12 protein-coding genes are annotated in these 14,498 nt (G+C 37.3%); 7 read left to right on the top strand and 5 right to left on the bottom strand.

The genetic code is table 11. The annotated features are described in order from the left end of the window. Window positions 1–18 precede the first annotated feature (18 nt). Window positions 19–762, top strand: coding sequence for a lysophospholipid acyltransferase family protein (locus G525_RS0110860; RefSeq protein ID WP_027126197.1), 744 nt, complete (start codon window positions 19–21; stop codon window positions 760–762). Between the two features lie 75 nt (window positions 763–837). Here G525_RS0110860 and G525_RS0110855 read toward each other — a convergent pair whose 3' ends face one another. The 4 genes from G525_RS0110855 to recA form a co-directional block, all read right to left on the bottom strand. Continuing rightward, complete coding sequence (locus G525_RS0110855) at window positions 838–2,370, bottom strand: hypothetical protein (RefSeq protein WP_027126196.1); 1,533 nt, start codon at window positions 2,368–2,370, stop codon at window positions 838–840. After that, entirely contained in the window at window positions 2,371–2,913 is a 543-nt protein-coding gene (locus G525_RS0110850) for an RNA polymerase sigma factor (protein ID WP_027126195.1), read from the bottom strand. Between the two features lie 25 nt (window positions 2,914–2,938). Then, window positions 2,939–3,355 (bottom strand): hypothetical protein, encoded by a 417-nt coding sequence (locus G525_RS0110845; protein ID WP_027126194.1) that lies wholly within the window; start codon window positions 3,353–3,355, stop codon window positions 2,939–2,941. A gap of 138 nt (window positions 3,356–3,493) precedes the next feature. Then, window positions 3,494–4,510, bottom strand: a complete 1,017-nt coding sequence (gene recA / locus G525_RS20755; RefSeq protein ID WP_035479492.1) for a recombinase RecA — start codon at window positions 4,508–4,510, stop codon at window positions 3,494–3,496. 591 nt (window positions 4,511–5,101) lie between these two features. Between recA and trhO the strand changes: the two genes are divergently transcribed. Beyond that, window positions 5,102–6,166 carry an oxygen-dependent tRNA uridine(34) hydroxylase TrhO gene (gene trhO / locus G525_RS0110825; protein ID WP_027126193.1) on the top strand — a complete coding sequence of 355 codons (1,065 nt, stop codon included), beginning with the start codon at window positions 5,102–5,104 and terminating at the stop codon, window positions 6,164–6,166. 85 nt (window positions 6,167–6,251) lie between these two features. Here the strand turns inward: trhO and G525_RS21740 are convergent, their stop codons facing one another. Beyond that, window positions 6,252–7,658, bottom strand: coding sequence for a peptidoglycan DD-metalloendopeptidase family protein (locus tag G525_RS21740; protein ID WP_027126192.1), 1,407 nt, complete (start codon window positions 7,656–7,658; stop codon window positions 6,252–6,254). A gap of 319 nt (window positions 7,659–7,977) precedes the next feature. On the opposite strand from G525_RS21740, the gene G525_RS0110815 reads away from it, so the two are divergent. The 5 genes from G525_RS0110815 to G525_RS0110790 all read left to right on the top strand — a co-directional run bounded on the left by G525_RS0110815 (window position 7,978) and on the right by G525_RS0110790 (window position 13,918). Then, window positions 7,978–9,264, top strand: coding sequence for a PSP1 domain-containing protein (locus G525_RS0110815; protein ID WP_027126191.1), 1,287 nt, complete (start codon window positions 7,978–7,980; stop codon window positions 9,262–9,264). Next, window positions 9,254–9,757 (top strand): gliding motility lipoprotein GldH, encoded by a 504-nt coding sequence (locus tag G525_RS0110810; RefSeq protein ID WP_027126190.1) that lies wholly within the window; start codon window positions 9,254–9,256, stop codon window positions 9,755–9,757. The genes G525_RS0110815 and G525_RS0110810 overlap by 11 nt, the downstream gene beginning before the upstream one ends. Window positions 9,758–9,765: 8 nt before the next feature. Then, on the top strand, window positions 9,766–12,081 hold the full coding sequence (locus tag G525_RS0110805) for a penicillin-binding protein 1A (protein ID WP_027126189.1): 2,316 nt from the start codon (window positions 9,766–9,768) through the stop codon (window positions 12,079–12,081). Window positions 12,082–12,447: 366 nt separating this feature from the next. Next, window positions 12,448–13,149 (top strand): CoA transferase subunit A, encoded by a 702-nt coding sequence (locus G525_RS0110795; RefSeq protein WP_027126188.1) that lies wholly within the window; start codon window positions 12,448–12,450, stop codon window positions 13,147–13,149. A gap of 115 nt (window positions 13,150–13,264) precedes the next feature. Next, complete coding sequence (locus G525_RS0110790) at window positions 13,265–13,918, top strand: 3-oxoacid CoA-transferase subunit B (RefSeq protein ID WP_027126187.1); 654 nt, start codon at window positions 13,265–13,267, stop codon at window positions 13,916–13,918. The last annotated feature ends 580 nt before the right edge of the window (window positions 13,919–14,498 follow it).

Genomic DNA, 14,498 nt, shown 5'->3' with positions numbered 1-14,498 from the left:
TTAATTAGTTTTGAGCCGATGAAATTTTTTAAATACCCATTTTGGATCCTTTACCGCATTTGGTTTTACGTCTTGGTAACCTTACCTATCCTGATACTATTTCCGATTTTGATTCTCTCTATCTTAAAAGAAGAATGGTATCCCTATTTTTTTAAACTGGCGCGCTTATGGGCGAAAATTATTTTGATAGGGATGGGTTTTAGGATAATCATTAAAAGAGAACAGACGCCAGAGCCTAACAAAAGTTATATGTTTATTGCCAACCATACGTCAATGGCAGACATCATGTTGATGCTGGTGAGTGTCAAAAATCCGTTCGTTTTTGTGGGTAAGGCTGAGTTGGCCAAAATTCCACTCTTCGGATTTTTTTATAAGCGTACCTGTATTTTGGTGGATAGAAGTTCTGAAAAGAGCAGAAAGGCGGTGTTTTTAAGAGCCCAAAAACGCCTAAAACAAGGTTTGAGTATTTGTATTTTTCCCGAAGGGGGTGTGCCAGATGACACATCGATGATTTTAGATGCGTTTAAGGACGGAGCCTTCCGATTGGCAATCAACCATCAAATTCCTATTGTACCAATAACTTTTGCTGATAATAAAGATCGTTTTTCTTATGTCTTTTTTAGTGGAGGTCCAGGGAAAATGCGGGTTAAGGTCCATCCATTTTTAAGTACGGATGGCCTCACTTCAAAGGATGCCAAAGCGCTTAATGAACGCGCGCGGACCACGATATATGAGCAATTATTAGCCTATCAAAAAAACTAAAAAAGCCGCTCTAGGCACAGAGCAGCTTTTTCATCATTATTGCCTATTGCAATAACTACCTAACCAACTAACAATCTAAAATTTAAAACTAAATCCGGTGTAAACACCAATAAAATAAGGCCTAAATTCGCCTGAAGTATTGGTGAAAGTGTTTATTTGATATTTGAACATCGGCTCAAGATTTAGTTTTAAGGCATGCGATATGTCATAATTAAACCCTAACCCGAAATTGGCACTATAACTTGTACTGTTAATGTTATTAGCCTCGCCTACAAGAACTCTTGAGCTATCCAAAACAGAATAGATGTCATTATTGCTAAGGAAAAGCGTGCTAAATCCTCCAATAACGTTAAATCCAAATTTGCGGTCAATGATGCTATATTCCACTTCCAAAGGCACTTCAATATAACCAAATTGCTGTTCTAGAGCGCCGTCTAAATTGGACACCACAAATTGTGGCGCTGTATCTGAATTGATGCTGGAGGTACTTAAATAAGCATCGGATTTGGACTGGTTGTTAAAGGTTATATTCTTCAATGCTTCATTTCCAGAAGCGTTACCACTAAAACTGTTTACATCTTTAATTGCCATAACACCGTCGGTACGATAACCTAAATTGACTTTATTGATCCCAGCTCTAAGTTTTAGCTTATCAGTAACTGCATAACTGCTATTTATGCCATAGCTCATATTGACCTCGCCGCTCTTATTGTTATTTACAAACTGATTCGCAATGGTGGAGCCTTTGCCTAAACTATTAAAATAAACAGGTGCCACATTTGGGGTGATGTTCCACCTGTTTGGTTGCTCTTTTTTTTCTTCTTCATTTGTTGGGTTGGCTTTGGCAATAGCTTCCTCAATATTTTCACCTTTATCGCTTAAAGCGATGAGCTCTTTGTTTTCTTTGAGTGTTTCTGAATCATTTGCAATAGTCTGATCTGTAACTTTGGCAATTTTAGGTGGTGCTTTATCGGTTTTAAGGATTGTTTTAGCACGTTTATGAATTTGGTTAAAATCCTCCTTGTTGGAATTATATGACTGAGGATCTGCGGTATTTTTTGCAACGCTTTCTTCTTTAGAATTGGAAACAACTATTCTGTCTTTTTCTAAAGAGTTCAATTCAGCTTTTGAATTGGATCCATTGATGCTGTTACTCTTGGGGATAGCATCATCGGCAATGGTGATTGCTGTTGTCCCGGTATTAGTTGCATTTTGATTATAAGTGTTCTTCTTTGAGTTCGCATATGTATCTTCAGAGGTATCAGTATCTGCAATGGCATTGGCAGTTGCTTTTGAAAGAGTTTCAATGCCATCATTTATGCTGTTTTCTTTGGATTCAGAGGTGCTTTGATTGTTTTCCGTACCAACCATATGTGGTTCAGGTTGGTCAAATGCTTCACCATTCTTAAAAATATTTCCAACCGTCAACAATAATATTAAAAGAGCAGCAGCGCCTCCTGCAAACCACCATATCGGAATCACACGCCGCTTGTGTTTATCTTTATGCAAGGTATTGTGTATAGTGTGCCATACAGCAGCATCAGGAGTTGCTTCAAAATCTTTGAATTTCTCCTGAAACAGACGGTCTATATGTTTTTTATCATTCATTTATAAACTTTGCGAATTATCTCGTACTTTATAATGTTCTATTTTCTCTTTTAAAATCATTCTGGCCCTAGAAAGATTTGACTTTGAAGTTCCGGTTGAAATATCAAGCATCTCAGCCACTTCCTGATGGGAATAACCATCTAATACGTAAAGATTGAATACCAACCGGTATCTATCAGGCAATTCTTGAATGATGCCTAATAAAAAATCCAGACTGATGGTCTCTTCATCAATTTCAACTTCAACATCTTCTATTTGAGCTTCATTGACAAGATCAAAAACGCCAACACTTCTATATCGCTGAAGCGCTGTATTGATAGTGATGCGTTTCATCCAACCTTCCAAAGAACCTTTATGACTAAACTGATCCATTTTTTTAAAAATGGTCACAAAGGCGTCTTGCAGATTGTCCTGTGCCTCCGCATAATTTTTTGAATACTTAAGACAAAGCGAGAATAATTTGCTCGAAAAGAGCTTGTATATTTGGCTTTGCGCTTTAGCATCATTTTTTTTACAACTGATAATGAGTTGTTCTAAACTCACAGGTTTTTTAGTATTAGTGATTGATTTACGCGTCTGGTTCTACTACTGGTACTTCTACAATATAATATAAATCTGTGCCGCTTTCATCTTTGCCCTGCCAAAATTTAAAGATATAAGTGCCATTGCTGGTCACTTTAAAGTTGAATGTGGCTTCAGCTTCTCCCTCTTCGGGAAGTCCGCAATTTTGGTTGGGATACACAGCGTTAACCACCGCTACGGTGCGCTGATTCAATTCGCGTGTATAATAGAAATCATTAAATACATAACAGCCAGCAGGTCGAATATAAGTTACTGTGATAGGATATACCTCACCAAGAACAAATTCTTCTGGAATGTCAACGCTTTCAATAGGTAAGATTTCATTATAGAAATCGTTGGAATCATCAAAGCTACAAGAAGCTAATGATAGCAGCACAACGCATAAAAAAACTAACTTTTTCATAAAAATAGAATTAGGGTATTTTTCTTTTTCATAATGTAGATGTGCTATAGTCTTAAAGGTTGCGTTAAAAACAAAAAAAATCCCTCGAAAAAAGGGATTTTTATATATGACACTGTTTTACTGCTTAAATGAATTGTTTTAGTCGTCACCAGAAGCAGCAGCCTTAGCGATTACTCTAACTTTGGCCTCTAGTTCATCCATCAATTCCGGATTGTCTTTTATTAAGGCTTTAACGGCATCTCTACCTTGACCTAACTTGGTGTCTCCATAACTGAACCATGAACCACTTTTCTTGATGATTTCGTTTTCAACGGCAATGTCTAAGATTTCACCCACTTTGGAAATTCCTTCGCCATACATTATGTCAAATTCGGCCAACTTAAATGGTGGTGCAACTTTGTTTTTCACCACTTTAACACGTGTTTTGTTACCCATTACGTTGCCGTCGGTTTCTTTGATCTGTGTAGAACGCCTGATATCTAACCTTACAGAGGCATAGAATTTTAATGCGTTACCTCCCGTAGTTGTTTCAGGATTACCAAACATCACTCCAATCTTTTCACGCAACTGGTTAATAAAAATAACCGTACAGTTGGTTTTACTGATGGAGCCCGTTAATTTTCTTAAGGCTTGAGACATTAATCGGGCGTGCAATCCCATTTTCGAATCTCCCATTTCACCTTCAATCTCACTTTTTGGAGTCAATGCCGCCACTGAATCTATCACCACAATATCAATTGCGCCGGAGCGGATTAAATTATCGGCAATTTCTAAGGCTTGTTCTCCATTATCAGGTTGTGAAATGATCAAGTTTTCTAGGTCTACACCTAGTTTTTCGGCATAAGTTCTATCAAAAGCATGCTCAGCATCGATAAATGCCGCTATTCCTCCAACTTTTTGTGCTTCAGCAATAGCATGCAAAGTTAGGGTTGTTTTACCAGAAGATTCTGGTCCATATATTTCAATAACCCTACCACGTGGATAGCCACCAACTCCTAGCGCAATGTCCAAACCTAATGAACCGGAAGAAATAGACTCTACATCCACTACAGATTTATCACTCATTTTCATTACAGTCCCTTTGCCATAGGCTTTATCCAACTTGTCTAATGTCAGTTTTAGGGCTTTTAATTTTGCTTCTTTTTCACTACTCATGTGTCGTTCTTTTTCTGATTTTTATTGAAGCTAAAATACGACTTTTTTTCATCTTAAAAATTTAAAGACGCAACCTTTTTATTCCTTGTGCATCTACCTAATAAGATTGGGAAATCTTGCTATGAAATAGTTTACTTTCTATAAGTAACAACTTCCATCTGACTTTAAATCACCTTTAAAATCTAACAGATGAGATTTTTTAACAAAATTATTTTTAACACCACATTGGGCGTTTCAATTGCGATTTGTTTGAATGGCAATTGTAAAGCTGATGGAGGTTAGCTCGTAGACTATTTGCTAAATGAATATTTAAAAGATAGTAGTAACGAGTTAGTCCTCAAAAAAACACTGGAGATGGAATCTTTGGTGCTTTTTTTATGAGCGTTGAGTGGTGACCAACGCTTAATATATTTCCCGAAGATTACACAGAGTTTCTCAAAACTGGCGCCCAATACCTAATGCCTAATTTCTCAAATTTTTCACTGCCCAATGCAAAAATTCCAAATTCCAAATTTGGAACCCTGAACTCCAAACTCTGAAAACTTTTTTTCTTACCTTTGCCCAACTTTAACCTTAAAAAATTAGTATAGCATGCAACTGTACAATAACTTAAGCGCTAAAGAAAGAGCAGCACTTATTGAGCAAGCCGGAAAAGACCGCTTGACTATTTCTTTCTACGCGTATGCCAAAATTGGCAATCCGGAAACTTTTAGAAACCATTTATTTTTAACTTGGAACGACCTTGACGTTCTTGGCAGGATTTACGTCGCACATGAAGGTATTAATGCCCAATTGTCGCTACCTGCGGATCATTTTGAAGCCTTCAAGACCCATTTAGACAGTATTTCCTTTTTGGAAAACGTCAGGCTCAATATTGCCATAGAGCAAGATAATTTTGCTTTTTTGAAGCTAAAAATCAAAGTGCGTGATAAAATTGTGGCGGACGGATTGAACGATGCCACTTTTGATGTGACTGATATAGGTGTTCATGTCAATGCTGAGCGATTCAATGAGCTTATTGAAGATGAGAATACGGTTTTGGTGGATATGCGCAACCACTATGAAAGTGAAATAGGGCATTTTAAAAATGCTGTAACTCCTGATGTGGACACTTTTAGGCAATCTTTGGACATCATTGAGGAAGATTTAAAAGACCATAAAGAAGATAAGAATTTGGTGATGTATTGCACGGGAGGGATTCGTTGCGAAAAAGCCAGTGCCTATTATAAGCATAAAGGCTTTAAAAATGTTTTTCAATTGGATGGTGGTATCATCAATTATGTGAGGCAGATTAATGAAAAAGGCCTCGAAAATAAGTTTATCGGAAAAAATTTCGTGTTTGATGAGCGCCGTTCAGAACGTATTTCTGATGATGTGATTGCACATTGCCATCAATGTGGAAAACCCGCTGATTTGCATACTAACTGTGCCAATGACGCCTGTCATTTGCTTTTTATACAATGTGAGGAATGTAAGGAGAAAATGGATAACTGTTGTTCTACCACATGTATGGAAGTTCATCAATTACCTTATGAGGCCCAAAAGGAACTCCGTAAAGGTCAGGGAAATAGCAATGATATCTTTAAAAAAGGACGTGCTGACCATTTGCCTTTCAAGCAGGACTTAAGAAATATTTTTGAGATATTAGAAAAATAAACTCTCTGGGCCCAACGAACCCGTAGTTTCCGCTTGACAGCAGTTAAGAATAGCTCTTACAACTGCTGTCAATTGGATAACTGTCTTATTCTTTAATCATTTTAATGATCTTTTTCTGATTGTCATTCCCTTCCAAAGTCAAAAAATAAAGGCCTTTAGATAACGATTCGAGATTGATTTCATTGATGCTAGCTGCAGCATTGGCTTTGGCCATTACTGTTTTTCCAAGAATATCCACTACGGATACTTTTTTGACAGGGCTCTTGGATTGGATATTGACCACGTCATTAAACGGGTTTGGATATATGGAAGCGGTTTGGAAGTCTTCATCTTCAATGCCCAATGTTTTTACTGTAAACTTATGATCTAAAACTTGACCTTGGTAGGTGGCACGCCAAGTCCATTCGCCTTGCACGGAAGGTACTTCAATTATCCAATACCAATAAGAGCTGGAATAATCTTTTGCTAGATCAAAATCCCAATTATTATATACTGAGCCATTCGGTCTTAGAACTTCTAGATTTATTTTAGTCCCTTTCATTTGGTCTCTTAAATAAACTGCAACATAAACCTCTTCGCCAGGCGCAAAAATATTTTTTTCATTCGTTATTTCCTGATCCGGACATGTAGGCAAAATAGGAGGTGCGGAATGTGTCAAAAGCGCATTGATATTGGTGTTTACATATGGTTTTTGATTTTCCCACCAAGAATCTGTATTCATGTCATTGCATTTCCCCGCAAAAGGGTCAATGAACACGTCAGGATTAATGGATGAATACACTTCAAAATGTAAATGTGGTCCGGTGGAGTTGCCTGAACTTCCCACAATCCCAAGGTATTCTCCGCGTTCTACCATATCACCAATACTTTTTGTAGTTGGAGAATTCTTTTTCATATGGCCATAAAGTGCCACGCTGCCATCGGCATGTTGTATATACACTGCATTCCATACATTATTATTGAAGGAGCAGCTTCTATCAAATTGATTTCTGCCTATGTCTATAATTTGTCCTGGAGCTGCTGCAACAATGACAGCTTCATCATAATCCATCATTTTCCATGTAAATGGCCAAGTATAGATATCCACACCCATATGATTATACCCTGCAGTGTTATCATACGTTTTACTACCACAATTATAGTCTAAAACTTTGTTTGGGAATTCTGGGTTTTGATCTACATAGTTAGAAATGGCCCAAACTTCATGGTATGGGGTGCCTTCTTTCTTTTTAACGGGCCAACTGAATAATGGGTGTGTGGCACGTTGCTGTGCACCATCATAAGCCAGTCTTTTTTGGGATTTTAATACTGCGATATTCGATTTGATTTTTAAAAGAACCTCTTCTCTTTGCACATCAGTCAAACAAGGCGTTTTATTTGCATTAAACTTATATTCGCCGCCTGTAAGGGTGGATGCTATATTTTGAGAATTAGCGTCTATTGAAAAGAGTAACAAACAAAAAATAATGAGTAGTGTAAAATTTAATTTCATAATGGTGTGGTTTTAAGTTTATGTAGAAGACATCGTATAAGGATTTAAATGTAAGCATAACTAGGTTTAGCCATTAAAATTATGCGTTGTAAACTTAAAAAATTATCTTTAATACAATGCTATTAAGCTTTTTATATTTTTTTAAATGATTTCAAGCAGTTCCGTAGTTTTCAATTATATAACTGAAATAAATAATCTTATCTTTACGTTTTCAAATTATATGACCTGCTATTTCCGTTAAGTTGGAAAATTTTGGATTGCAGTGTCATAATTTATTAATCCTCATTCGTTTCCAGACGAATTATATATATAACATAACATGAGTTGTAACAGTTGCTCAACCGGAAAGGATGGACAACCAAAAGGATGCAAAAACAATGGTACCTGCGGCACAGATAGCTGCAACAAACTTACTGTTTTTGATTGGTTGGCCAACATGTCTCTTCCTCAAGGCGAAGAGCCTTTTATTGGAGTAGAAGTGCGTTTCAAAAATGGACGCAAAGAGTATTATAAAAACACAGAAAATTTAACCTTAAGTATTGGCGATGTTGTTGCTACACAAGCCCAATCTGGCCATGATATTGGTATGGTCACCCTTACTGGAGAATTGGTAAGGATTCAAATGAAGCGTAAGCACGTTAAGATTGACGATGAAGAAAACGTTTTAAAAATCTACCGTAAAGCCTCACAACGAGATATTGATATATGGTCTGATGCCCGCGATAAAGAGGAGCCGATGAAAGTCAAAGCGCGCCAATTTGCCATTGACTTAAAATTACAGATGAAAATTTCTGATATTGAATATCAGGGAGATGCCAGCAAAGCAACGTTTTATTATACGGCAGAAGAACGCGTTGATTTTAGGGAATTGATAAAATTGTTTGCGAAAGAATTCCGTACCCGAATTGAAATGAAACAGGTAGGTTTTCGTCAAGAAGCTGCGCGTCTTGGTGGTATTGGATCATGTGGACGAGAACTGTGCTGTTCGACTTGGTTGACTGATTTTAGATCGGTAAGTACCTCTGCGGCGCGTTACCAGCAATTATCCCTGAATCCGTTAAAGTTAGCAGGACAATGTGGAAAATTAAAATGTTGTCTTAACTATGAATTGGACGCTTATTTGGATGCTTTAAAAGAGTTTCCTAAAACAGATGTGAAGCTCTATACAGAAAAAGGGACTGCGGTTTGCCAGAAAACTGATATTTTTGGTGGCTTTATGTGGTATGCTTATGAAGGTGAATGGATGAATTGGCATAAATTAACGACAGATCAGGCCAACGAAATCATCTCATTAAATAAGAAAAGGGAAAAGGTAGCAAGTCTTGAAGAGTATGCGTCAGAATTGATTGTCGATACCAAAGCTGATTATGAAAATGTGGTTGGTCAAGATAGTTTAACACGGTTTGATGGTCCAAAACGTACTAACAAACGTAGAAATACAAAAGGAAAAAGTAAAAGACCAGGACGGCCAAAACAGGATTCAGATCAACAAAAACCGCAACAAAAGCCACAACAAAAATCAGATCAGGTACCTGCGAAGAAAACTGGTCAGAAAAAACGAAGAAAACCAAACCCGAAAAAATCCAATCCTAACGATGCCAAATAAATTTTCTTGGATATTTTTAACACCTTTGCTTTTTATACTGAGTTTTTTTATACTGAGTTGTGATTCCAATCAAATTTTTGACGAGTATAAATCGGTACCAAATCAGTGGAATAAGGATGCCGTGATTTCCTTTACCATGACACCTCCAGATTCAACAAGTCTTTACAATTTGTTCATTAATATCAGGAACACTAATGATTATCAATTCAGCAATTTATTTTTGATTGCTGAAATGAATTTTCCTCATGGCAAAATCGTTACGGATACTTTGGAATATCAAATGACAAAGCCTGACGGAACGCTTCTGGGCGAAGGATTTACTGATATTAAGGAAAATAAGTTATGGTACAAAGAAGCCGTACAGTTTGATGAGGTTGGCGAATATACCGTTACAATTAAACAGGCCATGCGTAATAACGGTGAGGTAAATGGCGTTGATAACTTAGAAGGTATTACAGATGTGGGTTTTAGAATAGAACCTGCAAAGAATTAATTTAGATTATGGCAAAAAAGAAAGCAGCTACTCAAAATTTTTCAAAATATATAAAATGGTTTTGGATGACTATTTTAGGAGGTGTGTTATTTGTGGTTTTAATGTTTTTTTTGGCATCCCAGGGTGTTTTTGGAGAAATGCCAGATTATACGCGATTGGAAAATCCAACCACTAATTTAGCAACTGAAATAATTTCTGCTGATGGTGAACTTTTAGCTAAAATATACGATAATGACAACCGTACGCCTGTTGATTTTACAGAATTGCCAACATCATTGGTGGATGCTCTAATTGCAACGGAAGATGCGCGTTTTCACGAGCATTCAGGTATTGATGCAAGAGGAACTTTAAGAGCCTTCTTTTTCTTAGGAAAAAGAGGGGGAGCAAGTACCATCTCACAACAGGTGGCAAGACAATTGTTTGTTGGCGTAAGGTCAAAAAACAAATTAGAAACGGCAACCCAAAAAATAAAGGAATGGGTTATCGCTATTCGTTTGGAGCGTCAGTATACTAAAGAAGAAATCATAGCCATGTATTTCAATATCTATGATTTTGGAAATAACGCCGATGGCATCCGAAGTGCTGCCAGAATTTACTTTGGTAAAGAAACAAAAAATTTAGACGTTAAAGAATCAGCAATGTTGGTGGGGATGTTCAAAAATTCAGCACTTTATAATCCAAGGCCTACGAGAAATCCAGAAGGCACAAGAAACAGAAGAAATGTGGTCTTGAATCAAATGGAGAAGTATGATTATATTACTGAAAGCGTAAGCGATTCTATTAAACAATTAGATCTGGGCTTGCGCTATACTCCAGAATCCCATCGCGAAGGTTTAGCTACATATTTCAGAGCTTACCTTACCGATTTTATGAAGGATTGGATCAAAAACAATCCTAAGGCCGATGGTACTGGCCTTTATAGTTTATATGACGATGGATTGAAAATTTATACCACCATTGATTCGCGTATGCAACAATATGCAGAAGATGCGGTACACGAACATATGGCAAGATTGCAGGCCGAGTTTTTTCAGCAAAATACCCCTGATCGAAATAAAACCGCGCCGTTTTTAGATTTAAAACCAGATGAGATTACAGGGCTTCTCAACAGAAGTATGCGTCAATCAGAGCGCTGGAGGAAAATGAAAGCGAATGGTAAAAGTGAAAAGGAAATAGTAGCCTCCTTTGAAAAACCAACACCAATGACGGTGTTCTCCTGGAAAGGTGAGATTGATACCATTATGAAACCAGCAGATTCCATGCGGTATTATAAATCATTTTTGCATGCGGGTATGATGTCTATGGAACCCCAAACGGGTCATGTAAAAGCATGGGTGGGTGGTATCAATTATAGACATTTTCAATATGATCACGTAAAACAAGGTAAACGTCAGGTAGGATCTACCTTCAAGCCGTTTGTTTATGCGACAGCTATTGACCAATTGCATTTATCACCATGTGATACGTTTCCAAATACCAAAATAACGATTGAAGCAGGTAAATTTGGGAATCCATTGCCTTGGAGTCCTGACAATGCAAATAGAGAATATGGCGGTTTTAGAAGTTTAAAGAGTGCTTTGGCAAACTCAATTAATACCATTACTGCGCGCTTAATGGATAAAGTAGGTCCGCAGCCCGTAATTGACATGGCCAGAAACTTAGGCATTGAATCTGAGATTCCTCCGGTTCCTGCCATCGCTTTGGGTACACCAGATTTAAGTGTTTATGAGATGGTCGCGGCCTATGCCACATTTGCCAATAAAGGAGTTTATACCAAACCAGTGATGGTCATGCGTATTGAAGATAAAAATGGAACTGTTTTATATCAATTTACGCCAGAGTCCAAGGATGTGTTGAGTGAAGAAGTAGCGTATGTTACAACCAATCTTTTAGAGGGTGTAACGCAATCAGGTTCAGGAGCACGCTTAAGGTCGGTTGGGGTTGATAAGTACAATACCATGTACAAGGAAGTCATGACGGGTTATCCGTACGCATTGACGAATCCAATTGCAGGAAAGACAGGAACCACACAAAATCAAAGTGATGGTTGGTTTATGGGCATGGTGCCCAACTTGGTCACCGGTGTTTGGGTTGGGGGAGAAGAGCGTGCCACGCATTTTAAAACCATTACATATGGGCAAGGGGCCACTATGGCCTTGCCTATTTGGGGACTGTATATGAAAAAATGCTATGCCGATAAGGATCTTGAAGTTTCTAAAGCAGAGTTTGAACGTCCAGCCAATCTTACGATAAATGTAGACTGTAATAAAATAGATGAAAACACGTCATCAGATACTGACGGTTTTGATGGTTTAGATTTTTAAGCATCAAAACTTAGATTTTTAATTAAGGGCCAATTTGAAATGAACATCACATTTTAAATTGGCTTTTTTAATGGAAATTCTCTTTTCAGGTCAAAGTTTATGAAATGCAGATTGTTGAGAGCGTGAATTTCACAAACTTTAATTCAGAATAAATATAATTTAATCTCGGGGTTTAAACAGTTAGAAATTACTTTATTTTGTGGTCTGGTGAGAATGCTGCTGATTTTCAAAAACATTCTGAGTTTTTGAATGTCAAGAGATTTGAAAAATTTTTCAGCTTTGGAAAAGTCACACCATCTACAAAGTCAAATCATTTTAGATTGGCTGTTTTATTTCGTAATTTTAAACTCCTAAAATAAAGTACTCATGATTAATAAAAAAGTAGCTGACGTTACGGAAGCCATGCAAGGGGTAAAAGATGATATGACGCTTATGTTGGGCGGTTTTGGACTTTGTGGTATTCCAGAAAACGCCATAAATAATCTCGTTAAATTAAACGTTAAAGGACTGACCTGTATCTCCAATAATGCTGGCGTGGATGATTTCGGTTTGGGCTTGCTATTGCACAAACGCCAGATAAAGAAAATGGTATCCTCTTATGTTGGCGAAAATGATGAATTTGAACGGCAAATGCTTAGTGGAGAACTGGATGTTGAATTGGTTCCCCAAGGCACACTTGTTGAGCGCTGTAGAGCCGCCCAATCTGGATTTCCAGCTTTTTTTACACCTGCAGGTTATGGCACTGAGGTAGCCGAAGGTAAAGAGGTTCGAGAATTTAACGGGAAAATGTATGTTTTGGAAAAAGCTTTTGAGGCCGATTTTGCTTTTATAAAGGCTTGGAAGGGCGATGCGGCAGGTAATCTGATCTTTAAAGGGACTGCCAGAAATTTTAATCCGTCCATGTGTGGGGCAGCAAAAATTACGGTTGCTGAGGTTGAAGAGCTGGTGCCGGTTGGAAGTTTGGATCCCAATCAAATCCATATTCCGGGCATATTTGTCCAGCGTATTTTCCAGGGCAAAGATTATGAAAAACGCATTGAACAATTAACCGTGAGGCAGAGGTCATAAGCAGAATTGTTCGGGTTTTCATTTTTAGGACAGAGAATTGAATTGAAAAACGAACAAACATTGTAATACATTCATGAGATTCCTGCTTTGACAGGAATGAAATAACTTAAAAGACATGTTAGATAAAATAGGAATCGCAAAACGCATTGCACAAGAAGTCCAGGACGGGTATTACGTCAATCTAGGGATAGGTATCCCAACATTGGTTGCCAATTATGTAAGAGATGGAATAGAAGTTGAATTTCAAAGCGAAAATGGTGTTTTGGGCATGGGTCCATTTCCTTTTGAAGGGGAGGAAGATGCCGATTTAATTAACGCAGGAAAACAAACCATTACCACATTGCCAGGAGCCAGTTTTTTTGACTCATCCTTGAGTTTTTCAATGATCAGGGGGCAACATGTCGATCTGACCATTTTGGGCGCTATGGAGGTGTCTGAAGAAGGGGATATTGCCAATTGGAAAATCCCTGGTAAAATGGTAAAGGGCATGGGAGGTGCCATGGATTTGGTTGCGAGTGCCCAAAACATTATCGTTGCCATGATGCATACCAATAAAGCCGGCGAATCCAAACTGCTAAAAAAATGTAGTTTACCACTTACAGGAGTAGGCTGTGTCAAAAAGATAGTCACCAATCTGGCGGTTTTAGAAGTTACTGAAAACGGATTTAAATTGTTGGAACGCGCTCCAGGAATTTCAGTGGACGAGATTAAAAAAGCGACAGAAGGGCATTTGATTGTAGATGGGGATATTCCTGAAATGGTTTTATAAAATTATAATCATCGTATATTTTGGCTTCCAAAACTCCAATTTGTTAAGAATTTGAGTATTGGGGGCTTTTTTGTTTCTGACCTAATATATGATAGGATATTTTCAATTCACGATATTCCATGGCGAATCTTGAAATTTATTTGGAGTTTATAAAATGATCGCTTAGAAATCATTTGGAGCTCTAAATATGTTAATAGAAAATAATGGTGCTAGTTTAGTGAGTGTATTTTTCTGAGGCAATTCTTTAAAATCGTAAGATTAAGTATATTATAATTTGTAAGACTATTCTTCATAATGTATGTTAATTGTTAAAATTAAGCGCATTTCATCGAATTATAACGACTTTCAACTGATATATTGAAATAAAGTTACATATTTACAAAACCAAATCTAGTTAACCTAACAACCAAATTTACCATAAACCTAACTTATGATTAGCCCCAAATCTACCATAAATTTTGACTTATGAATACCGCTCCAAATCTACCTAAACCTACCTTGTCTGAAAGCAAATTATTTGAAACCTTTCAGAAGACATTAAACTTACTGAAAGGTATTTTAATGCTCACCAAAAAAATAT

Source organism: Gelidibacter mesophilus DSM 14095 (assembly GCF_000423005.1).
GTDB classification, from domain to species: Bacteria; Bacteroidota; Bacteroidia; order Flavobacteriales; family Flavobacteriaceae; genus Gelidibacter; species Gelidibacter mesophilus.
The sequence above is the reverse complement of the archived record's forward strand: the minus strand, read 5'-3'. Positions and strand labels throughout refer to the sequence as shown.